Below are 22,375 nucleotides of genomic sequence, written 5' to 3'. Positions count from 1 at the left end.
CTAACGTGTTAAGTATTGTGTAGCGGGTGGTGCGTGCGCTTGCAAGTGTTTTGGCTAAGGGCGTTGTGGAGAGGGGACTCGGTGGGATCACCCTGCAAATATGAAGCGTCATACAAGACGCGTGATACATGAAGCTTCATATATGAAGCGTGATGTAAGACGCTTCATAAATGAAGCTTCAGCGTTAACCGGATAGTAGGAAATTCGTAGTTAGATGTCCTAATAAAGGCGTTGCACCTTTTGCATCGCCTCTCACCATCAACATTCCTGAAAGGCTTTTCATGCTTGAATATCGCCCTGATAAATTCATCCGAACCTTTGAGATCTATAAGGGTGTCCAGTTCTGGGAATGGTTAAATCAGCCCCAAATCATCACCATCATGAAAACCGCCTGCTACCTGCGCCGACCGGCCGTTGAAGCAATCGCACCGCTGCTTGAGCAGGCGTTCGAAACGGAAGTGCATCGTGTGAAAGTACGCCAGATGATCGGTCATATGGTGCGTCAAATTCTAGAGTCGGAAGGCTATCACCTGCACCGTGCCAATGTGCGGATCAACAGCCGCGACAATCCGTTCCTCTTCGGGTCCGCCTACACCCGCTTTGCTGCGTGAACAGCATCACCCGCCCAGCATTCTGTCAATATTGCTGCCATCCGCAGCACCCGCAAGCTTGCTGAAGTCTCCGTCTTCCAGAAACGGTTTCGCAGCATCCAGAATTGCCTGATGGGTCACACGGGCAAGCGCAGACCCGAGCGAAATTCGCGCAACGCCCATTTCTGCATACTGCGCGCGGGTCAGTGCCGTGTACTTACGTCCCGCAGCTAGGGCGTTGATGGGGGCAGGAATTTCGCGGCAAATACGGGCGAGATCGGAGGTCTTTTTCGGGATTGGCGCATAAAGACAATCGGCACCGGCCTCGTAAAACGCGTGCAAGCGGCGCAGGGCTTCCTCTATGTCATACTGGCCGTTCAAAATGCCATCGGCGCGGGCGACCAATACAAAGTCCCGTGGTAGGGTGCGGGCGGCAGCGGCGGCAGCTTGGATGCGCTCGACGGCAAGATCAAAATCATAGGGCGCTGAGTCCGGCAATGCGGTATCTTCAATCGAACAGCCCGCCAACCCCACTTCGCCAGCAAGCCGGATTGTTTCAGCCACTGTTTCTGGCGCGCTGCCATATCCGTTTTCCAGATCACCGGACACCGGAAGAACAGTGGCGGCGACAATGTCTGCCGCGTGGGCCAGCGCCTCGTCCCGTGTGACCCGCCCCATGTCAGGCCGCCCGAGCGTGAAGGCATGGCCCGCCGAGGTGGTCGCCAGCGCCTGCGCCCCGAGTGCTGCCAGCATTTTGGCACTGCCAGCATCCCACGCGTTGGCCAGTATGAACGGGTTTCCGGGCTGGTGGAGCGCGCGGAACGTGGCACCTTTGTCTGTCGTCATGGGAAACCCTTCCGGTTTAGTTCATTTGCGCGGCCGCCTCTCCGCATTGTTCTATAAGGTCTTCGGGATCATACCATCGGCGGGACCGGGCGATTTTCAGGTCGTCCGTCAGGGTCCATTCCTCCCAACCGCTTATCTTGGCGAATTTGGCGTTATCCGCGTGATGGCCATAGAACGTCCACGTCACTACGGCATTATGGCCCGAGATACGGATATCGTCACACATCATGTGCAGATCCGCAAACATTTCAAACAGAGCCGTGGTCAGCTCTGCGATGGCGGCGTGGCCCTTAACGGGTTCTGCACCATTCACTTCTGCCGTGCCGTGGTCTGCAAAATGCCCGGCAACAGCCGCGCCGTCGTGGGCTGTCCAGGCTTTAGCATAGCTGTTGGCCAGTTTAACGATCTCGTCTTTATTCAGGAGGCGCATTTGATATCCTTATGAAGTTGGCGCAACCTAACAGCCGCCAAAGAAATCGTCCATGCAGCGGCCCCTACAAACAGGACTTGCGTTTGAATTGGGGGTGGTTAAGACTGCACCCATGAGAAACCAGAGCATTATCTGCTGCATTTGTATTATCCGCTGACAGTGTCAGGCGGGCGGCTTCTCTATTCCTAAAAGTGATTTGAAATGCTAGGTCCGCCGCAAGACTGCTCTGCGTGCGCAAGGACGACCTATGACGACGATCAAACTCTACAACACCAAGACCCGCAAGAAAGAGGTGTTCACGCCTCTCAAAGCCGATGATGTGCGGATGTATGTCTGCGGGCCGACGGTCTATGACCGCGCCCATATTGGTAATGCGCGGCCTGTTATTGTGTTTGATGTGCTGTATCGGCTGTTGCGCGAGGAATTTGGCCCTGACTACGTTACCTATGCGCGGAATTTCACGGATGTGGACGACAAGATCAACGCCCGCGCGGCAGAAACAGGGCGATCCATCCGCGAGATCACGGATGAGACCATCGGCTGGTATCTGGACGACATGGGCGCACTTGGCAATCTGGAGCCCGACCATGCGCCACGGGCGACGGAATATATTCCGGAAATGATCACCATGATCGAAGGCTTGATCAAAGCGGGTCATGCCTATGAAGCAGAGGGTCATGTGCTGTTCGCGGTGGAGTCTTACAAGAATTATGGCTCTTTGTCGGGGCGGTCAGTGGATGATATGATCGCAGGGGCGCGGGTCGAAGTCGCCCCTTATAAACGCAATCCGATGGATTTTGTGCTGTGGAAACCATCTGACGCGCAAACGCCCGGATGGGAGAGCCCTTGGGGCTATGGCCGTCCGGGGTGGCATATCGAATGTTCAGCCATGTCAGACGCGCTGTTTGGCAATCGGTTTGATATTCACGGCGGCGGGCTGGATCTGGCCTTTCCCCACCACGAAAACGAAAAAGCACAAAGCTGTGCCTGCGGGTCGGAGGACGATTTCGCGCAGGTTTGGATGCACAATGAAATGCTGCAGGTGGAGGGCAAGAAAATGTCCAAATCCTTGGGCAACTTCTTCAGTGTGCGGGAACTGATTGAACAGGGCTACCCCGGTGAGGTGATCCGGTTCGTGTACCTGAGCACCCATTACCGCAAGCCAATGGACTGGACCGACAAGAAGGCGAAAGAGGCTGAGGCGACTTTGCGGAAGTGGTATGCGCAGGCGGCGCAGGCTTTGGACACTGCAGAGCCGAACCAGTCGGTTCTTGATGCATTGGGGGATGATCTTAACACCGCTGGGGCGTTAGCCGAGATGCACCAGCTGTCCCATGCGGATGATGTAGCCTCTTTGCGGGCAAGTCTACGGGCACTTGGTTTGCTCAACGGCGATATTCCTGATTGGGCCAGTGATCGTGATCCATTGCTTGGTACGTTGGAAGCGAAAATGACTGTGTTGCGGTCCAAGGCGATGGAAACCAAAGACTTTGCGCAGGTCGACGCCTTGAAATCGGCACTGACTGCGGCGGGTGTCAGCGTGCGGATGTCTAAAGAGGGCATCTCGCTGGAACCGGCAGTGGGCTTTGATGCCTCTAAACTGGAAGGGCTGGCGTGATGAAGGGTTTCGCAACACAGGCCAGTGCAGACCTCGGGTGGCGCGAATGCGCCTCCCATGGGGGAGGTCGGCGCAGGCCGTGCGGCGCACGGCCAAGTTTTAAGTTTAAGGTGACGCTATGACCAAAGAACGGCTCTACCTTTACGACACAACTTTGCGGGACGGGCAGCAGACCCAAGGGGTGGATTTCACCGCTGAGGATAAAACCCGTATCGCGACTGCTCTGGATCGCTTGGGGATTGATTATGTCGAAGGCGGTTGGCCCGGTGCCAATCCGACCGACAGCGATTTCTTCGATGCAGCGCCAACGTTGGATAAGGCGGTTTTTACGGCCTTCGGGATGACAAAACGCTCTGGTCGATCTGCCGCGAATGACGATGTTCTGGCGGCGGTGATGAACGCCAACACGCCCGCGGTCTGTCTGGTGGGCAAAACCCATGATTTTCATGTGACCAAGGCGCTGGGGATCTCGCTGGACGAAAACCTCGACAACATCCGCGAGAGTGTTGCCCATATCATAGCACAAGGGCGCGAGGCGCTGTTTGATTGCGAACACTTCTTTGACGGGTATAAAGCCAATCCCGACTATACGATCAACGCGGCCAAAGCGGCCTATGATGCGGGCGCGCGCTGGATTGTTTTGTGTGACACCAATGGCGGGGCTTTGCCAGATGAAGTTCGCAGCGCAACAAAGGCTGTGATTGCGGCGGGTATTCCGGGCGATCATTTGGGGATACACACCCATAACGATACTGAAATGGCTGTGGCCAACACGCTGGTTGCCGTGGACGCGGGGGTGCGTCAGATCCAAGGTACGTTGAACGGGCTGGGCGAACGCTGTGGCAACGCCAATCTGACGGCGTTGATACCGACCTTGCTGCTGAAAGAACCCTATGCCAGTCTTTATGATACCGGCGTTTCGGCAGCGGGGCTGAAATCCCTGACCCAGCTTAGCCGGATGCTCGATGATATTCTGAACCGCGTGTCGCATAAATGGGCGGCGTATGTGGGAGCCAGCGCCTTTGCCCATAAGGCGGGGCTACACGCCAGCGCGATCCTGAAAGACCCGACGACTTACGAACATGTAGACCCGTCACTGGTAGGCAATCAGCGGATCATTCCCATGTCCAACCAAGCGGGGCAAAGCAACCTGCGCAAACGGTTAAAGGATGCTGGGATCGCCGCGCCGGAGGGGGCGCAGATGCTGGAAATACTCGACGAGATTAAACGTCGCGAGGATCAGGGATATGCTTATGACAGTGCGCAGGCCTCGTTTGAGATCCTCGCCCGTCGGGTGCTGGGGATACTGCCCCGGTTCTTTGAGATCATGCGTTACCGTGTAACGGTGGAGCGGGCCAAAGCGCCGGGGATGGAACGCAGAACCCTGTCAGAAGCTGTGGTGGCAGTGAATATTGGCGGGCAAAAGCACCTTTCGGCCAGTGAGTCTATGGATGACAGCGGCAATGACCAAGGTCCGGTTAACGCCCTGTGGCGCGCACTGGAGCGGGATCTCGGCCCGTATCAGGCGATTATCGACGACATGCATCTGGTGGATTTTAAAGTGCGGATCACCAATGGCGGCACCGAGGCTGTGACCCGTGTTGTGATCGATTCAGAGGACGGCGAAGGCCGCCGCTGGTCTACTGTCGGGGTGTCGGCCAATATTGTAGATGCGAGTTTCGAGGCGCTGGTGGATGCGATCAACTGGAAGCTGCTGCGCGATGGGGCGGTGGCGGTTTAGGCTGTTGCTGCAAGGCGTGGGATAACGGGGAGGTCTGGAATGGACGTGTTTTTGACAGTGATGCGCTTTGCGCTGGGGTCGGCTGTTATTTACCTGCTGATCGCGGGCGGACTGATCCTGTCCCAACGGCCAGCACCCGCCAAGGGCGAGAGCCTTGATTTCGACAAGCTGCGGATTGGCAATGATGCGGTGGAGCCTGTTCGCTATACTGCGCGGGACGGGGTGGAGCTGGCGGTGCGTGTGCATGAAGGACAGGGGGCGGAAGCTGCTTTGGTTGTGCTGGTGCATGGCTCGGGCGCGCATGGTGCGGCTTATGACGGACTGGCGGCTGAAATCGCTGCTATGACGGGTGCGCAAGTTCTGGTGCCGGACCTGCGGGGACATGGTCTTAACCCTGCGCCAAAGGGCGATGTGGCCTATATCGGTCAGTTGGAAGATGACCTTGCCGATCTGGTGGCCGTCTATCGTCAGAATGGTCAAAAACTGGTGCTGATGGGGCATTCATCTGGCGGGGGGCTGGTGGTGCGCTATGCTGGTGGCCGCTACGGAGATGCTCTTGATGGGGCGGTGCTGCTGGCGCCTTACCTGAAATATAACGCACCCACCATGCGCGAGAACTCTGGTGGTTGGGCGCAGGTGCTGACCCGCCGTGTGATCGGTCTGAGCATGTTGAATACTGTGGGGATCAAGGCGTTAAACGGGCTGACAGCGATTACCTTTACCCTGCCTGAAGGTCCGCTGTCCGAGACGATGACAGGGGCTTATTCCTATCGATTGAATACCTCTTATGCGCCGCGCGGGGATTATCTTGCGGATGTTGCGGCGCTGCCGCCGTTTCTGTTGATCGCAGGGACGCAGGATGAAGCCTTTAAGGCGGATCAGTTTGAACCGGTGCTCTCTGGTGCCAATCCGCAGGGTAGCTACTTGCTGCTGGAAGGTGTCGGTCATCTGGATGTCATGTCACAGCCCGAGACTGCGGCCCGTGCTGCCGAATTTATCAGGGATATTGAATGAGCCTGCAAGACGACATTGCCAGTTGCGCTGAAACCGTCCATTCGGGAGATCCAATGCGGTTTCTGTCCGCAATGACAGCCGATGGCGCTGATCGGGATGCGCTGATGGTGCTTTATGCCTTTAACGTAGAAGTTGCGCGCGCCCCTTGGGTGACGGAAGAGCCGATGATCGCAGAGATGCGCCTGCAATGGTGGATTGATGCGGTGGAAGAAATTTTCACCGGCGCAACAGTGCGCAGGCATCAGGTGGTTACGCCGCTGGCTGAACTTGTGGCGCGCAGGGATCTGCCGCGTGGGCCGTTTGATGCCCTGATCGCAGCGAGGCGCTGGGATATTTACAAGGAGCCGCATGCCGATGACGCAGCACTTTGGTCCTATCTGGATGGCACGGCTGGCAGTTTGATGGCGCTGGCTGTGCAAGCGATGGACGGGCAGGGGGACGCGGCGGTTCTGAAGGCTGCTAATGCGTATGGCACTGCTTGTGGTGCTGCTGGTTTGTTGGAAGCAGTCCCTGCGCTGGAGGCGGCAAACCGCTATCCGTTGGTGGACGGGACCGCGCAGGGTGTATCTGCATTGGCGGGGAAGGCGCTTGCGCAGATGGATGCTGCAAAAACGGCGTTAAAAGGCGTTGCGCGGCCCAAACGCGCTGCCTTGCGGACTGGCTGGTTGGCGCGCGGGGTTTTGCGTCAGGCAGTCCGCGAACCGGCGCTGGTTGGGGCAGGGATGCTCGGCCGGTCGGATGCTGGTAAACGGCTGCGGCTGATGGGACTGGCAGCAACCGGTCGGTTCTGAGTATTTATGGAACATTGAAGCCTGTTTTAGGCTGCTTTGCGCCGGTTCATGGCGAGCCAGACGAGTGCGCCGAAGGCCAGCATCAGGAAGGGGATCATCGCCAGATTAACGGCGTTCCACCCCTGAATGACGCTGCCGCCCGAGCAGTTCATCAGACCGCCCGAGGCGAGTGAGGCCACTGTAACCAGACCAAACACCAGAAAGTCGTTCATGCCCTGCGCCTTGCCCCGTTCTTCAGGGGTGTGAGAGGTGGCGAGCATGGCGGTGGCGCCGATAAAGCCGAAGTTCCAGCCGATGCCAAGCAGGGCGAGGGCGATGAAGAAGTTGCTGAGCTGCACACCTGCCAATGCCACCAAACCGGCGCACATCAGGATGAACAGTCCGGTGCCCATGATCTTTTCCACGCCAAAACGTGCGATCAGGTGGCCGGTAAAGAAGCTTGGGGCGAACATGGCAAAGACATGGGCGGTGACGATGTTGCCCGCGTCGCCTTCGGTAAAACCGCAGCCTACCACGGCAAGGGGGGTGGAGGTCATCACAAGGTTCATCAGGGCATAAGAAACCATAGCGCAGATGATGGCCGTGGCGATCCGCGGGTTTTTCAGCAGTTCCGTGCGGGTGCGCCCTGTATAGGGTTTGTCTTTGTCCACCGGCACGGCTGAGGATTTGAGGAAGGGGAAGATCAGAAAGCCGATGCAGTTAAGCGCGAAGGCTGCGGCGTAGACGCCGAGGAAGGGAATGGCCATCGCCTGAAAACTGGCAGCACCCAGTTGCGGGCCGATCACGGCTGACAGCAACCCTGCGGCCATGACGTAAGAGATCGCTTTGGGACGGTAATCGTCAGATGCCAGATCGGTTGCGGCAAAGCGGTAGAACCCGTGGGCAGACATATAAATGCCAGTCAGGTAGGACCCTGCAAGGAGCCAGCCAAACGAACTGATGTAGATCGCATAGGCGCAGACCAATGCGCCCGCCGCGCCGCCTGTTGCACCCAGCAGGAAACCTGCCGTGCGCCCGAAGCGCTGCATGAATTGGGACAGCCATGGTGCCGTGGTCATCGAGCCGAAGACAATCATCGAGATCGGCAAGGTTGCAAAGCAGATGTTGGAGGCGAGTTTCTGCCCCGCCAGCCCGGAAAACGTAAACAGGAGCGGCATTTGCGCGCCAAGAACGGCCTGTGCAATGATCAGGATCAATACGTTGCGTTTGGCATATGATGTCATGGAATCTGTCATGGGCAGATCGGTAGCTTGGTTTTCAGGGGAAGCCAAGCGGATAGTTAACCTGTGGTGTAGTTTGCCTTAGCTGGCGGCGCGGTCGATGATATGGGCAAAGGAACCTGTAACGGATCCGGCGCGCAGCCCCATCGGGGATAGCGCTGTGCTTTCCGCATCTGTTGCGTCGAACAGGGGGTCGCCCGTTGCGCTGAGGGTTGTTGCATAGTGAAATTCGTGGGCCCTGAGCGGGGATGCCCAAGGGCCACCGTGGGGTGTGAGGTTGCGGTAGCCAAGGTGCAGTTTGCGGCTGGCAAAGCTGGTTTCCAGTCGCAACAATCCAGCCATTTGGTGGCGGTTGCCCGAAGCGTCAACCAGGCCGTCACCAAGCATCATGTAGCCGCCGCATTCGCCATAAACAGCCGGTGCTGCGCGCAGGCCGTTAATAAACTGTGCATTCGCTGAGAGCTTTCCGGCGTGCAGCTCGGGGTAGCCGCCCGGCAGGAAAACCAGATCGGCTGGTGGCGGGGCTTCATCGGCAAGAGGGGAGAAAAAGGCGAGTTCCGCGCCCTGTTTGCGCCAGTCTTGCAATAGGTGTGGATATGCGAAAGCAAAGGCCGCATCGGCGGCTATGGTGAGGCGTTGTGCTGGTGGGGGAAGGGCTTGTGCGGTAGTGGAAGGGACGGCAAGGGGGGCGGTCAGCTGTAAAAGGGCGTCAAGGTCGATCGCGTCAGACGCTATATGGGCCGCTTGATCCAGAAACGCCTCAAGGTCGGGGTGTTCAACGGCCTGAACCAGCCCGAGGTGACGGGACGGCGTTTGCAGCCCTGTCTGGCGGTGGACTGCGCCGAGCACCGGAATGTTCAGTGGCGCGAGGGCGAGGCGGACCATGCGTTCATGGCGGGGCGAGCCGACTTTGTTAAGGATGATGCCTGCGATTTTGACGTTTGGATCTAGCGTGGCGAAGCCTTTGGCAACGGCAGCGACAGATTGGGCCTGATGGGAGACATCAAGGATCAGGACAACAGGCAGGTTCAGGATGCGGGCAAGATCGGCAGTGGCGCCTTTACCGTCCGGCGGGGCGCCATCAAACAGGCCCATTGCGCCTTCGATCAACAGGGGGTCGGGGCCGCTTGCAAGGCTGCGGATGCGGTCCGGTGTCATGGCCCAAGCATCAAGGTTCAGGCATTCGGTGCCGCTGGCGGCGGCGTGAAAGCGCGGGTCGATGTAATCGGGGCCAGATTTGGCAGAGCGGACTGCGATGCCACGAAGTTTCAACGCCCGCAAGATGCCGAGTGTGAGGGTGGTTTTGCCGCTGGCCGAACCCGGTGCGGACAGGATGAGACCGCGCATCAGGAGGCCTCTGCGGGGCGGCCTCTGCCTAGGGGGTCGGTATTGCGAGGGGATTCGCCCTTGGCCATAGCCATCCAGTCGAGCGTCTGGCGCATCAAGACAGAGCGGCCCACGCATATGATTGCAGGCGGTGTCAGGCCGGAGGCAGCGAGATCATCGGTCAGTGTGCCAAGGGTGGTTTCGAGCACCTGTTGTTCCGGTGTGGTGGCATTTGTCACCACAGCACAGGGTTCGGACGCAGGGCGACCCGCGGCCAGCAGTTCGGCGGCGATCGGCGCGATGTGTTTCATGCCCATGTAGATCACCAGAACCTGCGAGCCTTGGGAAATCGCCCGCCAGTTCAGGGATGAAGGTGTCTCGCCGGACTGATCGTGCCCGGTCACAAAGGTAACGGACTGGTTCACGTCGCGGTGGGTGACGGGGATACCGGCATAGGCAAGACCGCCGATACCAGCGGAAATGCCCGGAATAATGCGGATCGGGATGCCGTGCTGGACGAGTGTTTGGCCCTCTTCGCCGCCGCGACCGAAGACAAAGGGATCGCCGCCTTTTAGACGCAGTACCCGTTGGCCGGATTGGGCGAGTTCCACCAAGCGCAGGGAAATATCCCGTTGTTTGGCCGAAGGTTTGCCGCCCCGTTTGCCCGCATATTCCAGTATGGCGGCCGATTTGGCCCAGTCGAGGATACGCTGATCCACCAGCGCGTCATAGACGATGACATCTGCCTGTTGCAGCGCGTTCAATGCGTGAAGTGTGAGCAGGCCCGGATCGCCCGGTCCTGCGCCGCAGAGCCAGACCCAACCGGGTTCCAATTCGGGCCAGTCGCCCTTGGGGAGAGGATTCGATGTCATGGTTGGGTTATGGACCCGAAGGGTGTTGTCTCGCAAGGCGGGTTGCGACTGAAATGCGGGAAAATGCGAAACCTGCGGGAGGCGGGTGAGTATTTGAGGAACATTGAAGCGGTCGCGCGGGGGCGGGTTGCGCGCGTTTAATCAATTGCAAAAGCGCGGGGCGGGTTTTACCTGTATGATATGGCTCGTAAACCCGCATCCGAATTGCGCCGTGGTTGGACCACTGGTGCTTGTGCGACCGCCGCTGTGAAAGCGGCGTTGCTGGCGCTGTGGGGGGACGGGTTTCCCAATGAAGTCGGGATCACCCTGCCACGCGGCGAGACGCCGGTGTTTCCTTTGGCGCATCGGGAGCTTGGGGACGGTTGGGCGGAAGTTGGCATCACCAAGGATGCGGGGGATGATCCGGATGTGACCCACGGCGCATTGGTAATTGCGCGGGTGTCTGCATCGGATGGCGGTATCGTCTTTAAAGCGGGCGAAGGGGTTGGCATTGTCACCAAAGCGGGGTTGCCGATTGGCGTCGGAGAGCCAGCGATCAATCCGGTGCCGCGCCAGATGATGTGCGCCGAGGTCGAGGCGCTGGCGGCAGAGTTCGGGCGGGGTGCTGATGTGGTGATTGAGGTGTCCATTCCGGATGGTGCGGAGATTGCGTTGAAGACGTGGAATCCGAGGCTCGGGATAAAAGGCGGTTTGTCGATTTTGGGGACGACTGGCGTTGTGCGGCCGTTTTCCTGTTCGGCGTGGATTGCGTCTATTCACCGTGGCGTGGATGTGGCCCGTGCCGGCGGGCAGGAGCATGTGGCGGGCTGTACAGGGGCAACATCTGAAAAGGTGGTGCAGGGGATTTATGGCTTGCCGGATCATGCCATGCTCGACATGGGGGATTTTAGCGGCGGGTTGTTGAAATATCTGGCGAAAAACCCGGTGCCGCGCATGACCATCGGCGGCGGGATTGGCAAGATTACCAAGCTGGCGCAGGGGGCGGTGGATTTGCATTCCTCCCGATCGCAGGTGGACTTTGCGGCGTTGAATGCTGTGGCGCAGCGCCTGGGGCTGCCGGATGTTTCGGGTGCAAATACGGCTTTGGAGGCGGTGTCGATTGCGGGACCTGATTTGGCCGCTGAAATTGCGCGCTTGGCGCGGTTGGAGGCGGTGGCGCAGTTGCGCGGGGCGGATGTGGCGATTGATGTGGTGGTGATTGATCGTGCCGGTGCGATACTGGGGCGTGCTGCGTGAAGCGGGTGCTTGTGCTGGCCGGAACCTCGCAAGCGCGGGAGTTGATCGGGGCTTTGCCTGATGGGGTTCAGGTGACGGCTTCGCTGGCGGGGGTGACGCGGGAACCTGTGGATTTGGGCTGTCCGACACGGGTCGGTGGTTTTGGCGGTGTTGACGGGCTGGCGGCCTATCTGCGAGCCGAGCAGATTGATACGTTGGTTGATGCCACCCATCCTTTCGCGGCGCAGATGACACGGCAGGCGGCTGAAGCTGCGGCGCGGGTTGGTGTGCGCCATGTGATCCTTCAACGGGAAGGCTGGTCGCCGCAGGCAGGAGATGACTGGCAGTTTATTGATGACTTTGAGGAAGTGGCTAGGATTATTCCAGCCGGGCGCACTGTGTTTCTGGGAACGGGGCGTCAAACATTAACGCAGTTTTCAAATATGACGGGGCGGCGCTTGCTGTGCCGTGTGATTGATCCACCGCAGCGGGCGTTTCCCTTTGCAGGCGGACAATTTGTTGTCGGGCGTCCGCCGTTTTCCATTGCAGAGGAAGTGGCGTTTTTCACGCAGGAAGCGGTGGACTGGCTGGTGGTCAAAAATGCTGGGGGTGCGCGGTCCCGCAGCAAGCTGGATGCGGCGCGGCAGTTAGGTTTGCCGGTTGTGATGCAGCGCCGCCCCGCGCTGCCGGATGCGGCTGTTGTGCGCAGTGTTGCGGACTGTCTGGAGTGGCTGGCGGTGCAAGGGTGAGCGTCGGGCGGATTATTGAGACTGACGGCGATGTGGCGGAGGGGGCTGCTTGGCTGGCGGCAAAAGACGAGCGATTTCGGGAAGCTTTGGCGCAGACAGGACCGCTGCCTTTGCGCCGGAACGCGGACGGGTTTGAGGCGTTGCTGAGTGCCATTATCGGACAGCAGGTTTCTACTGCTTCGGCCAGTGCGATCTGGGCACGGCTTGAGGCGGCTGGGTTGCACCGGCGTGATAAGGTTTTGCTGGCGAGTGATGCGGATATTCTGGCCTGCGGTTTGTCCCGTCCCAAGCTGAGATACACGCGCGCTTTGGCGGAAAGTGAATTGGATTACAATTCTTTACGCGGCGTTCCTGATGTGGAAGTTATTGCTGCTTTGTGCAGTGTGACAGGCATTGGGCGCTGGACGGCCGAGGTCTATGCGCTGTCGTCGCTCGGTCGGGCGGATGTGTTTCCAAGCGGTGATCTTGCTTTGCAGGAGGCGGCGAAAGTGCTGTTCGGATTTGAGGCACGCCCTAAGGAAAAGGCGATGGCGGAACTGGCTGCGGATTGGTCGCCGTGGCGGGCGGTTGCGGCGCGGCTGTTGTGGGCGTATTACCGCGTGGTGAAGAAGAGAGAAGGAATACGATAATGGCGCTGTTGGAAAGTCACAAACGAGCCCCGAAATCTGGCAACACAAAATCATTGGTGATCTTTGTGCATGGTTACGGAGCTGACGGCAATGATTTGATTTCATTGGCAGATCCACTGGCAGAGCATATGCCTGACACGGTGTTTTATGCACCCGATGCGCCGAACCGCTGCAAGATGAACCCGATGGGGTTTGAATGGTTTCCGATCCCGCGCATGGATGGCTCTACCGAGGAAGCGGCGCGGGCTGGTATGGAAGAAGCGGTTGCGCTGCTGGGGGACTGGCTGGCGGAGACGATGAAAGCCGAGGGCGTGACAGCGGCGCAGACGGTTCTTGTTGGTTTTTCCCAAGGGACGATGATGAGCCTGCATGTCGGGCCACGGCTGGCGGACAAGCTGGCAGGTATTGTCGGCTTTTCTGGCCGTTTGCTGGCGCCCGAAGCTATTGGCGACGTGGTGAACAAGCCGCCGGTCCTGTTGATCCACGGCGATATGGATGATGTGGTGCCGCCAAGCTCTATGCCGGAAGCGGCAGAGGTGCTGAGCGGGGCAGATTTTGAAGTTTACACCCATGTTTCCAAAGGCACAGCCCATGGTATTGCGCCGGATGGGTTGGGTCTGGCGTTGCAGTTTATGATGGAAAAGCTGAAGGGCTGATCCGGTCAGAACCTGGAAATTGGAAAAGCCAACCGGCTGAAAATCCGGTTGGCTTTTGCCATTCTAACGTTTGAATAGGTTGTTTTGGGCGTCCTTGCCACGGTTGTCAGAGCGCAATTCGGCGTGATGGGCACGGCCCTTTTGCACGCCTTCGCGGTCGGCACAGCGCGTCAGCCAAGCGGCGAGGTTTGGTTTATCCTCAAGCGTTTGTTCCTGACCTTCCCAAAGACTCGCCCAAGGCCAGATTGCCATGTCGGCAATCGAAAAACTGTCACAGACAAAATCGCGCCCTTCAAGGCGGCGGTCGAGAACCCCGTAAAGACGCGCAGTTTCGGCGCGGTAGCGGTCTTTGGCGTAGGGAAGGTCCTGCGGTGGGTCCATGTGGGGGGCGTATTTGATAAAGTGGTGGCATTGTCCGGCCATTGGTCCGACGCCGCCCATTTGCCACATCAGCCACTGGTCCACCTCAATCCGCTGGCGTTCGGTCTCGCCGCAGAATTTACCGGTTTTGCGTGCCAGATATTGCAGGATCGCGCCGCTTTCAAAAATTGAGATTGGCGCGCCGTCCGGCCCTTCAGGGTCGGTAATCGCGGGCATTCGGTTGTTCGGCGCGATCTTCAGGAAGTCGGGCGCGAATTGGTCGCCTTTACCGATGTTGATAAGATGGGTGTTATAGGGCAGGCCGAATTCTTCCAGTGCGATGGAGATTTTCCATCCATTCGGGGTGGGCCAGTAATAGAGGTCAATCGGGTTTTGCATGTGGTTTCTCCTTTGGGGGCAGAGTGGTATGGAGCGGGGGATCGTGCAAGAGAGCAATCAAGTGAATTCTCGACGCGTCGGTCAAATGCGAGTGTCAGATACGGGCTCACAACTTCGTGGGGCAGCTTATTTGCGTTGTTTTTAGGCTTTTGTGCCATTGACCGGCATTTCCCGCTGGCGTAAGGAATTTGCGTGGCGATTTGTAACCGGATTGTGGGCCACGTTAATCTTTCCACTAAAAGGTCGTGGTCTATGAATTTGCACCCCGATCGTCGTTACGGTTGGGGTTTTTTCTTGGGCTGACCCCTTATGCAGCCCGTTAAAAGGATGATGAGATGGACAACTGGAAACCAAGCACGAAAGCGGTTCACGCTGGCACGAAACGATCTCAATTCGGAGAGCTTTCCGAGGCGATTTTCATGACGCAGGGTTTTTTGTACGACAGTGCGGAACAGGCTGAAGCGCGGTTTATCGAGGCGGGTGAAGAAGAGTTCATCTACGCCCGTTACGGCAACCCCACTGTGGCCATGTTTGAAGAGCGGATGGCCGCGATTGAAGGGGCCGAGGATGCGTTTGCCACGGCGTCCGGTATGGCGGCTGTGAACGGGGCGCTGATGGCGCTGGTCAAGGCCGGGGATCATGTTGTGGCGGCGCGGGCTTTGTTCGGATCGTGCCTGTTTATTGTTGATGAAATCCTGCCGACGTTCGGTGTGGACGTGACGCTGGTGGATGGCACGGATCTGGATGCGTGGCGCGAAGCGGTGCGCCCTGACACCAAAGTTTGTTTTCTTGAGGCGATCTCCAATCCGACGCTGGAAGTGATTGATATTGCGGGGGTCAGCGAGATTGCCCATGCAGCGGGTGCGGTTGTTGTGGTGGACAATGTGTTTGCGACACCGGTGTTCCAACGCTCGCTGGAGTTGGGCGCGGATGTGGTGGTTTATTCCGCCACAAAGCACATTGACGGGCAGGGCCGTTGTCTTGGGGGCATCGTGCTTGGGACGAAGGAATTTGTGCGCGGGCCGTTGCAGACCTATCTCAAGCACACAGGCGCGGCGCTGAGCCCGTTTAACGCTTGGGTGATGGTGAAAGGGTTGGAAACCCTTGCGCTACGTTGTGAAGCGCAAGCGGCGAGTGCGACCTATCTGGCTGACAAGCTGAAAGGGCACAAAAGTCTGTCCAGAGTTTTGCACCCGTTTTCAGAGGATCATCCGCAGCAGGCGCTTGCCAAGAAGCAAATGACACGGGGCGGAACCATGCTCTCGCTGGAGCTGGCGGGGGGCAAGGATGCGGCGTTTAAATTCCTGAATGCGCTGCAAATCGTGCGGATTTCCAATAATCTGGGGGATGCCAAGAGCATTGTTACCCATCCGGCGACCACGACACATCAGCGGTTGAGCGATGAGCAGCGGGCCGGATTGGGGATTTCGGACGGTCTGGTGCGGATCTCCATCGGGCTGGAGGATCGGGATGATCTTCTGGACGATATGCTGGCGGCTTTGGCAGGGTAGATGTCGGTTTTCCGGAGACTTTGTCTGGAAAATCTGGCAAGGATGCGCATATAAACAGCATCTGCGGTTAAACCAAGGGGTGATCCATGAATGTTCATGACCCAGCTATTGAGACCGAAACCCTTTCCGAGGACAAGCGAAACGCCCCGACGGAACAAGACGCACGCGAGGCCTTGGCGGTTTTGCGGCGCTGGGCGTCCGGCAATGATGTAACGGCTTTCGCCAATCTGGCACCGGCCGAGGCCGCCGGTGCGCTGGCCCGTGGGGTGGGGGATGCCTATCCCGCGCTGTCCACGATTTATCCCGAAGATCTGGTGGCGGATAAAGCCTATATCGCGGGTCTGCCGGATTTGCAGAACGGTCCGGCGAGCCTGATCAAAGGTGCCAAAACCGCGATCCAGCACGTGGGGATTTCCAACTTTCGCCTGCCGCTGCGCTATCTGACCCGCGACAAGGGGGAGATGGTGCTGGAGACTTCTGTGACGGGTACGGTGTCGCTGGAAGAGAATAAGAAGGGCATCAACATGAGCCGCATCATGCGGTCGTTCTATGCCCATGCGGAAAGTGTGTTCAGCTTTGATGTGATTGATGCGGCCCTTGGGGATTATGTCAGCGATCTGGATAGTCTGGATGCACGTATTCAGATGCGATTGTCTTTTCCGATGAAAAAACAATCGCTTCGCTCCGGTCTTGAAGGTTATCAGTATTACGATATCGCGCTGGAATCGACCTATCGCAATGGCACCAAGACGCGGATTTTGCATCTGGATTATGTGTATTCGTCAACTTGCCCGTGTTCGTTGGAACTGTCCGAGCATGCACGCCGCACGCGCGGACAACTGGCGACACCCCACTCACAGCGCTCAGTCGCGCGTATTTCTGTAGAGGTTCTGCCCGGTGATGTGCTGTGGTTCGAAGATGTCGTGGCCTTGTGCAATGAGGCCGTGCCAACCGAGACGCAAGTGATGGTCAAGCGGGAAGACGAGCAGGCCTTTGCTGAAATGAACGCCGCGAACCCGATTTTTGTCGAGGATGCCGTGCGCCTGTTTTACCGCGCTTTGGCGGCGGATTCGCGGATTGGGGATTTCCGTGTGGTGGCGAGCCATCAAGAGAGCCTGCACAGCCATGACGCGATTTCGGTGCTGTGTCGGGGCGGGATGTTTGAGACCTCCACCTTGGACCCGCGTATGTTTGAAACCCTGATTCACCGCGGGTGAGTGTGGTAAATTTCGCGGCGGTTGGGGGCATGCTGCCCCAGCGGCTGTGCCGCTTCCCCTGCGGATATTTGACGAAAATGGAAGACGGTGGCTTTGCCGTTTGTCGGGTGGGAAGATTGGAGGGCGACAGATCGCTTGACAGTTTCCCCGCAGAGCGCCAAGCCTGCGTTTATGTTTGATTTTCGCCCTGCCGCTTATGTGATCGGCCTTCTGTCGCTGGCCCTTGGATGCACTATGGTGTTTCCGATGCTGATCGACATATTCGATGGCAGTCCGGAGTGGTGGGTGTTTGGGCTTTCGGGGGTTCTGACAGCGCTTGCCGGGGGCTCTTTGGCGCTGGCCTGCGCGAACAGCTCCACGAGTGGGCTATCGATCCAGCAGACCTTTATCTTGACCACGGGTGTTTGGGTTGTGCTGCCGGTCTTCGGGGCGTTGCCGTTCTGGTTTGGTGCCACGGACGCGCGTGTGGTTGACGGTTTCTTTGAGGCGATGTCTGCTCTGACCACCACGGGTTCAACCGTGTTTGAGGGGCTTGGAGATTTGCCGCGTGGCATTTTGCTGTGGCGCGGGATGATGCAGTGGTTTGGCGGCGTCGGGATCATTGTTGTGGCGATGGTTTTCCTGCCGATGTTGCGGGTTGGCGGGATGCAGATCTTCCGGTCCGAAGGGTTTGACACCATGGGGAAAATCCTGCCCAAAGCGGCAGAGATTGCCCGTCAGATCGGTGTGATCTACGTGGTTCTGACGGCTGTGTGTTTCGCCTGTTATCTGGCGGTTGGGATGTCTGGTTTTGATGCGCTGGTCCATGCGTTTACCACTGTGTCTACCGGCGGATTTTCCACTGAGGATGCTTCTTTCGGGGCGTTTCAAGGGCCTGCAGAATATGTCGCCACTGTTTTCATGATGTTGGCAAGCCTTCCGTTTGTGCGCTACGTGCAACTGGTGGCGGGGACGGCGGTGCCGCTTTATCGGGATTCCCAAATACGGGCGTTTTTGATGCTGTTTGCGCTGCTGGTTGTTGTTCTGACGATGTACCAGCTGGTTCACAACCATGACGATCTTGAACGCTCTATCCGAGAGGCGTTGTTTAACGTGGCTTCAATCCTTTCGGGCACCGGATATGCCAGTGTGAACTATCAGTCGTGGGGGAATTTCCCGATGATGCTGTTCTTTATGATGGGGCTTGTCGGGGGCTGTGCGGGGTCAACCTGTTGTTCGATCAAAGTGTTCCGCTACGAGCTGTTGGTGAAGGCCATCGTGGTTCAGATCAAGCGGCTGCACAATCCGAGCGGTGTGTTTGTTCTGAAATACAACCGCCGCTCTGTGCCAGACGAGGTGATCTCCTCGGTTATGGCGTTTTTTATGTTGTTCCTGACCTCTCTGGCCGTTCTGTCGGTGGCTTTGGGGATGACAGGGCTGGATAAGGTCACGGCCATATCCGGCGCGGCGACGGCGCTGGCCAATGTGGGTCCGGGGCTGGGAGATAAGATCGGGCCGTCGGGCAATTTCAGCGAGCTGAACGACATCGCAAAATGGCTGCTGGCCATTGGTATGTTGGTGGGCCGGTTGGAATTGATGGCGGTCTTTGTACTGTTTACGGCTAATTTCTGGAGAAACTAATGAAACGACCTTTGGGCGCGCAGATCTCTCATATGTTGAAGGATCGCGGGGTGGATACGATTTTTGGTATTCCAGGTGTGCATAACGTAGAGATGTATCGCGGCATTGAAGAGGCCGGTATTACCCATGTGCTGGCCCGCCACGAGCAGGGTGCGGGGTTTATGGCGGATGGCTATGCGCGGGCGACGGGCAAACCTGGCGTCGCTTATGTGATTACGGGGCCAGGGCTGTGCAATATCATGACGCCGATGGGACAGGCCTATAGCGACAGTGTGCCGATGCTGGTCATGTCTTCCTGTCTGGATGAGGTCGCTGCCAAGAAGGGGCAGTTGCATCAGATGAAGGATCAGCGGGCTGCGGCGGAAACTGTGTGTGACTGGTCAGAGGAAGCCAAGACAGCGCAGGCGGCCTATCAGCTGGTGGATCGGGCCTTTGGCGAGTTTGTGACCGCGCGGCCCCGGCCCAAGCATATTCAGGTGCCAATTGCTGTGCTTGGGGCGGAGGCGGAGTATTGCGCGCCGAAAACTGTGACGCCAGCACTGCCAACCGCTGGTGCTGCGCAGATTGAGGCAGTGGCCAAGGGGCTGGCGGCAGCAAAACGGCCATTGTTTGTGTTTGGCGGTGGGGCTTTGCAAGCGGCTGCGGAGGCCCGCGCGGTGCTGGCCAAAACGAAGGCTGCATCGTTTACCAGTTTTGCGGGGCGCGGGGTCACTGCGATGGATGATCCGCTGTGTTTCGGGGCAGGGTTGATCCAGCCTGAAAGCGCGCGGATTTTGGAAACGGCTGATTATGTGGTCGCTGTAGGCACCGAACTGGCCGAAGTTGATCTGTGGCGCGATGAATTGGGCCATAAGGGCACGTTTGTTAGGGTGGATATAGACCCGCCGATGCTGGCCGATCTGATGGCGGTGCCGGATATGACTATCCTGTCGGATGCCAAAGCGTTTCTGGCTGGGTTGGCGGATGTTGTTCAATCAGGTGAGACCGAGTGGAGCGCTGCCGAAGTGGCCGAGACGCGCAAGCGCTGGAAGGCGGAGATCAGTGCGGATCGGCCCGGTATTGTTGAAATTGCCGATGTGGTTCTGGATGCGCTGCCCGAGGGGACGCAGATATTCTCTGATATGACCCAATTCGCTTATGTCTCTAAAGAAACCACCTACATGGATGCGCCGGGGCGCTGGCATCATCCTTACGGGTTTGGCACGCTCGGTTATGCGTTGCCGGCTGCCATCGGTGGCAAAATTGGCGTGGGCGATGCGCCCGTGATTGCGATGGCTGGGGATTATGGTTTTCAGTACACGGTGCAGGAGCTGGGCGTTGCTGTGGAGCTGGGACTGAGCCTGCCGATTATCCTTTGGGACAATGGCAAGTTAAAGGAAATCGAGGATTGCATGGTGAACAGCCAGATCGCGCCCAATGCGGTTCAGGCACTGAATCCCGACTTCTGCAAGCTGGCCGAGGCTTGGGGGGCGTTGTCAGCGGCCCCCGACAGTCTGGAGGCACTGCGCGCAGCGATTGCGGCGGCGTTCAAGGCGGACGGGCCGACGTTGATTTATGTGACACCCGACATTCTGTAGCCCTTTCGCAATTCCCGAAGGCCGGTTTCCAATTCTGCTGCCGAGCAGGGTTGGGGATTGTCCGGCACGGGGAAATGCGGAACAAGCGGGGCGAGTGAAGAAAGGACATGCCACAATGGATGTGAACGACAAGATCGTCGCCGATATGGTGAAGAACAATATCGAGTTCGTAACAACCGTGCCTTGCAAACAGCTGGCCGGAGTAATCGACGCGGTAGAAGAAAGCCCCGATATATTCCATATCCCGTCGAATAAAGAAGACGAGGGTATGGGGCTGTGTGCAGGTGCATTCATGGGCGGCAAGCGGCCTGCGATCATCATGCAGAACACGGCTATCGGGGTGACGATCAACACATTGGCGACTTTGATCCAGTACTACCGGATGCCGCTGCCCATGCTGATTTCCTATCGCGGGGAACTGCGCGAGCCGGTGGCCTGTCAGGTAGAGATGGCGGTTCACACAAAGGCGCTGCTGGCCCAGTTAAACATCCCGACTTATCACTTCCATCAGCAATCGGATGTGGAGGAGTTTGATAACATTCTGCAATACACATTCATGTGCAACAAGCCGGTCGCGATCCTGACCGATGCGTCTTTCTGGGGAGGCTACGGGGACCAATGATCCGTTCTGAAGTATTGAAAACTCTGGTGCCGATGATTTCCAATGAACTCGTCGTTTGTAACATCGGGATTCCAAGTCAGGAACTCCATGCACTGGATGACCAGCCGAGCAATTTTTACATGCTTGGGACAATGGGGCTGGCATCGTCTATCGGGCTGGGTCTGGCGTTGGCGCAGCCTAAGAAGGTGATTGCGATTGACGGCGACGGGTCGGTTCTGACGAACTTTGGCACGCTTCCTACGATTGCGAACAACGTAGCGGACAACTTTATTCTGCTGATTATTGATAACGGCAGTTATGGATCGACGGGCGATCAGCCGACCTATGCGGGGAAGAAGACCTCTCTGGCGGCTGTGGCAACCGCTTGCGGCTGCGAAAACGTGATCGAGTGTTCTGCCGAGGATACAGCCGCTGAGGTGCGCAAGGCACTGGACGGGGACCAGATGACGATCATCGTATCAAAGTGCGAAAGCGGCAACGCCAAGAACCCGGTGATTACGATGGATCCGGTGGTGATCCGCGACCGGTTTATGAAGGCCGTTTCGTCTTAAGCTACGCGCGATAAAGCGCACTGCATTCCCCGAACGGGGCGAATTGGAAGGGCTCTGCCGTTGGTGGGGCCTTTTTCGTGTTAAATTATTCGTAAACTTTTCAAAGGTTTTCGCGCAGTTGGGCGATTGTGTGACCAAAAATCACATTTTGTTGGGAACCAATTCCATCCTGTCGGTGTTGTGACTGTATCGACAGGCTGTTACGGCAACGCGGTTGAAGAACGTCTCGCAAGACACTGTTCTGAAATACTAAGACGCGCTCTGGAATGGCAAGAAATGAGTAAATAAGGAGACGTATAATGTTTACGGCTAAGAATTTTTTGACAGGTTTTACTGCAGCAGCACTGTTGGGTGGCGCTTCTGTAGCAAACGCTGAGACTGTGTCCATTACCGCACAAGACCAAACGATCATGAATGACACAGTTATCGCCGAGCGCGTTGTAGCTGAAGAAGACGGTTATCTGGTGCTTTACACTGTCAAAAACGATGGCAACGGTTTTGCGACAGTGGATCAACCTGTTGGTTACACGCCGGTGAATGCAGGCGTAACTGAAAACGTGCTGGTCACACCGTCTCCATCTATCCCGTCGGGTGATCGCATGGTTCTGATGCTGCACACAGATGCAACAGGCGACACTCCGGGAGAGTTTGAGTTTATGAGCGACCCTTCAAAAGATGGTCCGTTTCTTATTGATGGTTACGTAACTATGTTGGTTATCAAAGCTAAATAAATCTGACTGGCATTTAGTGCCTATAGACAAAATACCCCGCAGCCGTGCGCTGCGGGGTATTTTCGTATTTGTAGTGTCTGGTTGTGTAAG

22 protein-coding genes and 1 riboswitch are annotated in these 22,375 nt (G+C 57.6%); of the genes, 16 read left to right on the top strand and 6 right to left on the bottom strand.

Going from position 1 to position 22,375, the window contains the following annotated elements; genetic code table 11:
• Positions 1-281: 281 nt before the first annotated feature.
• Positions 282-611 (top strand): hypothetical protein, encoded by a 330-nt coding sequence (locus tag IEX10_RS12690; RefSeq protein ID WP_188675827.1) that lies wholly within the window; start codon positions 282-284, stop codon positions 609-611.
• 6 nt (positions 612-617) lie between these two features.
• Here IEX10_RS12690 and IEX10_RS12685 read toward each other — a convergent pair whose 3' ends face one another.
• Together IEX10_RS12685 and IEX10_RS12680 are read right to left on the bottom strand one after the other, a co-directional pair.
• Positions 618-1,436, bottom strand: coding sequence for an isocitrate lyase/PEP mutase family protein (locus IEX10_RS12685; protein WP_188675824.1), 819 nt, complete (start codon positions 1,434-1,436; stop codon positions 618-620).
• 16 nt (positions 1,437-1,452) lie between these two features.
• On the bottom strand, positions 1,453-1,866 hold the full coding sequence (locus IEX10_RS12680) for a nuclear transport factor 2 family protein (protein ID WP_188675821.1): 414 nt from the start codon (positions 1,864-1,866) through the stop codon (positions 1,453-1,455).
• A 247-nt stretch (positions 1,867-2,113) separates the two neighbouring features.
• Between IEX10_RS12680 and cysS the strand changes: the two genes are divergently transcribed.
• From cysS to IEX10_RS12660, 4 genes are all read left to right on the top strand, one after another.
• Complete coding sequence (gene cysS / locus IEX10_RS12675) at positions 2,114-3,484, top strand: cysteine--tRNA ligase (protein WP_188675819.1); 1,371 nt, start codon at positions 2,114-2,116, stop codon at positions 3,482-3,484.
• Between the two features lie 118 nt (positions 3,485-3,602).
• The gene (gene cimA / locus IEX10_RS12670; protein WP_188675816.1) at positions 3,603-5,225 is read left to right on the top strand and encodes a citramalate synthase; all 1,623 of its coding nucleotides are present in this window, start codon (positions 3,603-3,605) and stop codon (positions 5,223-5,225) included.
• Between the two features lie 39 nt (positions 5,226-5,264).
• Positions 5,265-6,239, top strand: coding sequence for an alpha/beta hydrolase (locus IEX10_RS12665; protein WP_188675812.1), 975 nt, complete (start codon positions 5,265-5,267; stop codon positions 6,237-6,239).
• Positions 6,236-7,030 carry a phytoene/squalene synthase family protein gene (locus IEX10_RS12660; protein WP_188675809.1) on the top strand — a complete coding sequence of 265 codons (795 nt, stop codon included), beginning with the start codon at positions 6,236-6,238 and terminating at the stop codon, positions 7,028-7,030. The genes IEX10_RS12665 and IEX10_RS12660 overlap by 4 nt, the downstream gene beginning before the upstream one ends.
• A 26-nt stretch (positions 7,031-7,056) precedes the next feature.
• Here the strand turns inward: IEX10_RS12660 and IEX10_RS12655 are convergent, their stop codons facing one another.
• The 3 genes from IEX10_RS12655 to cobA form a co-directional block, all read right to left on the bottom strand.
• Positions 7,057-8,265 carry an MFS transporter gene (locus IEX10_RS12655; protein ID WP_188675806.1) on the bottom strand — a complete coding sequence of 403 codons (1,209 nt, stop codon included), beginning with the start codon at positions 8,263-8,265 and terminating at the stop codon, positions 7,057-7,059.
• 66 nt (positions 8,266-8,331) lie between these two features.
• The gene (locus IEX10_RS12650) at positions 8,332-9,597 is read right to left on the bottom strand and encodes a cobyrinic acid a,c-diamide synthase CobB (protein ID WP_188675803.1); all 1,266 of its coding nucleotides are present in this window, start codon (positions 9,595-9,597) and stop codon (positions 8,332-8,334) included.
• Positions 9,597-10,448 (bottom strand): uroporphyrinogen-III C-methyltransferase, encoded by an 852-nt coding sequence (cobA, locus tag IEX10_RS12645; protein WP_188675800.1) that lies wholly within the window; start codon positions 10,446-10,448, stop codon positions 9,597-9,599. The genes IEX10_RS12650 and cobA overlap by 1 nt, the downstream gene beginning before the upstream one ends.
• 180 nt (positions 10,449-10,628) lie before the next feature.
• On the opposite strand from cobA, the gene IEX10_RS12640 reads away from it, so the two are divergent.
• The 4 genes from IEX10_RS12640 to IEX10_RS12625 are packed head-to-tail and all read left to right on the top strand — an operon-like array spanning position 10,629 to position 13,697.
• Entirely contained in the window at positions 10,629-11,684 is a 1,056-nt protein-coding gene (locus IEX10_RS12640; RefSeq protein ID WP_188675797.1) for a cobalt-precorrin-5B (C(1))-methyltransferase, read from the top strand.
• Positions 11,681-12,412, top strand: coding sequence for a cobalt-precorrin-6A reductase (locus tag IEX10_RS12635; protein WP_188675795.1), 732 nt, complete (start codon positions 11,681-11,683; stop codon positions 12,410-12,412). Before IEX10_RS12640 ends, IEX10_RS12635 begins: the two co-directional genes overlap by 4 nt.
• On the top strand, positions 12,409-13,041 hold the full coding sequence (locus IEX10_RS12630; protein ID WP_188676440.1) for a DNA-3-methyladenine glycosylase family protein: 633 nt from the start codon (positions 12,409-12,411) through the stop codon (positions 13,039-13,041). Before IEX10_RS12635 ends, IEX10_RS12630 begins: the two co-directional genes overlap by 4 nt.
• A complete protein-coding gene (locus tag IEX10_RS12625; protein WP_373287471.1) occupies positions 13,041-13,697 on the top strand; it encodes an alpha/beta hydrolase in 657 nt (218 codons plus the stop codon). Before IEX10_RS12630 ends, IEX10_RS12625 begins: the two co-directional genes overlap by 1 nt.
• A 63-nt stretch (positions 13,698-13,760) precedes the next feature.
• Here IEX10_RS12625 and IEX10_RS12620 read toward each other — a convergent pair whose 3' ends face one another.
• Positions 13,761-14,456 carry a glutathione S-transferase N-terminal domain-containing protein gene (locus IEX10_RS12620; protein WP_188675792.1) on the bottom strand — a complete coding sequence of 232 codons (696 nt, stop codon included), beginning with the start codon at positions 14,454-14,456 and terminating at the stop codon, positions 13,761-13,763.
• A gap of 182 nt (positions 14,457-14,638) precedes the next feature.
• A riboswitch (SAM riboswitch) is annotated at positions 14,639-14,715 on the top strand.
• A 76-nt stretch (positions 14,716-14,791) separates the two neighbouring features.
• Between IEX10_RS12620 and metZ the strand changes: the two genes are divergently transcribed.
• The 7 genes from metZ (at position 14,792) to IEX10_RS12585 (ending at position 22,285) form a co-directional block, all read left to right on the top strand.
• Complete coding sequence (metZ, locus tag IEX10_RS12615) at positions 14,792-15,967, top strand: O-succinylhomoserine sulfhydrylase (protein ID WP_188675789.1); 1,176 nt, start codon at positions 14,792-14,794, stop codon at positions 15,965-15,967.
• Between the two features lie 86 nt (positions 15,968-16,053).
• A complete protein-coding gene (gene folE2, locus IEX10_RS12610) occupies positions 16,054-17,184 on the top strand; it encodes a GTP cyclohydrolase FolE2 (RefSeq protein WP_188675786.1) in 1,131 nt (376 codons plus the stop codon).
• A 171-nt stretch (positions 17,185-17,355) separates the two neighbouring features.
• Entirely contained in the window at positions 17,356-18,804 is a 1,449-nt protein-coding gene (locus IEX10_RS12605; RefSeq protein WP_188675784.1) for a TrkH family potassium uptake protein, read from the top strand.
• Complete coding sequence (locus IEX10_RS12600; RefSeq protein WP_188675781.1) at positions 18,804-20,381, top strand: 5-guanidino-2-oxopentanoate decarboxylase; 1,578 nt, start codon at positions 18,804-18,806, stop codon at positions 20,379-20,381. Before IEX10_RS12605 ends, IEX10_RS12600 begins: the two co-directional genes overlap by 1 nt.
• A 115-nt stretch (positions 20,382-20,496) precedes the next feature.
• Positions 20,497-21,003 carry a sulfopyruvate decarboxylase subunit alpha gene (comD, locus tag IEX10_RS12595; protein WP_188675778.1) on the top strand — a complete coding sequence of 169 codons (507 nt, stop codon included), beginning with the start codon at positions 20,497-20,499 and terminating at the stop codon, positions 21,001-21,003.
• Positions 21,000-21,554 (top strand): sulfopyruvate decarboxylase subunit beta, encoded by a 555-nt coding sequence (gene comE / locus IEX10_RS12590; RefSeq protein ID WP_188675764.1) that lies wholly within the window; start codon positions 21,000-21,002, stop codon positions 21,552-21,554. The genes comD and comE overlap by 4 nt, the downstream gene beginning before the upstream one ends.
• Positions 21,555-21,853: 299 nt before the next feature.
• Positions 21,854-22,285: a DUF7282 domain-containing protein gene (locus tag IEX10_RS12585; protein WP_188675758.1), complete on the top strand. Its 432-nt coding sequence runs from the start codon at positions 21,854-21,856 to the stop codon at positions 22,283-22,285.
• The last annotated feature ends 90 nt before the right edge of the window (positions 22,286-22,375 follow it).

This window comes from Neptunicoccus cionae, from assembly GCF_014643735.1.
Taxonomy (GTDB): Bacteria; Pseudomonadota; Alphaproteobacteria; order Rhodobacterales; family Rhodobacteraceae; genus Amylibacter; species Amylibacter cionae.
Note: the sequence above shows the minus strand (reverse complement) of the source record. Positions and strands in the feature narration are given on the sequence as shown.

Bases quoted from the DNA above. Each gene is read 5' to 3' on its own strand.
- IEX10_RS12685 (WP_188675824.1), bottom strand. From the start codon at position 1,436: ATGACGACAGACAAAGGTGCCACGTTCCGCGCGCTCCACCAGCCCGGA.
- IEX10_RS12620 (WP_188675792.1), bottom strand. From the start codon at position 14,456: ATGCAAAACCCGATTGACCTCTATTACTGGCCCACCCCGAATGGATGG.
- comE (WP_188675764.1), top strand. From the start codon at position 21,000: ATGATCCGTTCTGAAGTATTGAAAACTCTGGTGCCGATGATTTCCAAT.
- cysS (WP_188675819.1), top strand. From the start codon at position 2,114: ATGACGACGATCAAACTCTACAACACCAAGACCCGCAAGAAAGAGGTG.
- IEX10_RS12655 (WP_188675806.1), bottom strand. From the start codon at position 8,265: ATGACAGATTCCATGACATCATATGCCAAACGCAACGTATTGATCCTG.
- comD (WP_188675778.1), top strand. From the start codon at position 20,497: ATGGATGTGAACGACAAGATCGTCGCCGATATGGTGAAGAACAATATC.
- IEX10_RS12690 (WP_188675827.1), top strand. From the start codon at position 282: ATGCTTGAATATCGCCCTGATAAATTCATCCGAACCTTTGAGATCTAT.
- folE2 (WP_188675786.1), top strand. From the start codon at position 16,054: ATGAATGTTCATGACCCAGCTATTGAGACCGAAACCCTTTCCGAGGAC.
- IEX10_RS12660 (WP_188675809.1), top strand. From the start codon at position 6,236: ATGAGCCTGCAAGACGACATTGCCAGTTGCGCTGAAACCGTCCATTCG.
- IEX10_RS12585 (WP_188675758.1), top strand. From the start codon at position 21,854: ATGTTTACGGCTAAGAATTTTTTGACAGGTTTTACTGCAGCAGCACTG.
- IEX10_RS12680 (WP_188675821.1), bottom strand. From the start codon at position 1,866: ATGCGCCTCCTGAATAAAGACGAGATCGTTAAACTGGCCAACAGCTAT.
- IEX10_RS12665 (WP_188675812.1), top strand. From the start codon at position 5,265: ATGGACGTGTTTTTGACAGTGATGCGCTTTGCGCTGGGGTCGGCTGTT.
- IEX10_RS12640 (WP_188675797.1), top strand. From the start codon at position 10,629: ATGGCTCGTAAACCCGCATCCGAATTGCGCCGTGGTTGGACCACTGGT.
- cobA (WP_188675800.1), bottom strand. From the start codon at position 10,448: ATGACATCGAATCCTCTCCCCAAGGGCGACTGGCCCGAATTGGAACCC.
- IEX10_RS12605 (WP_188675784.1), top strand. From the start codon at position 17,356: ATGTTTGATTTTCGCCCTGCCGCTTATGTGATCGGCCTTCTGTCGCTG.
- cimA (WP_188675816.1), top strand. From the start codon at position 3,603: ATGACCAAAGAACGGCTCTACCTTTACGACACAACTTTGCGGGACGGG.
- IEX10_RS12650 (WP_188675803.1), bottom strand. From the start codon at position 9,597: ATGCGCGGTCTCATCCTGTCCGCACCGGGTTCGGCCAGCGGCAAAACC.
- IEX10_RS12600 (WP_188675781.1), top strand. From the start codon at position 18,804: ATGAAACGACCTTTGGGCGCGCAGATCTCTCATATGTTGAAGGATCGC.
- metZ (WP_188675789.1), top strand. From the start codon at position 14,792: ATGGACAACTGGAAACCAAGCACGAAAGCGGTTCACGCTGGCACGAAA.
- IEX10_RS12625 (WP_373287471.1), top strand. From the start codon at position 13,041: ATGGCGCTGTTGGAAAGTCACAAACGAGCCCCGAAATCTGGCAACACA.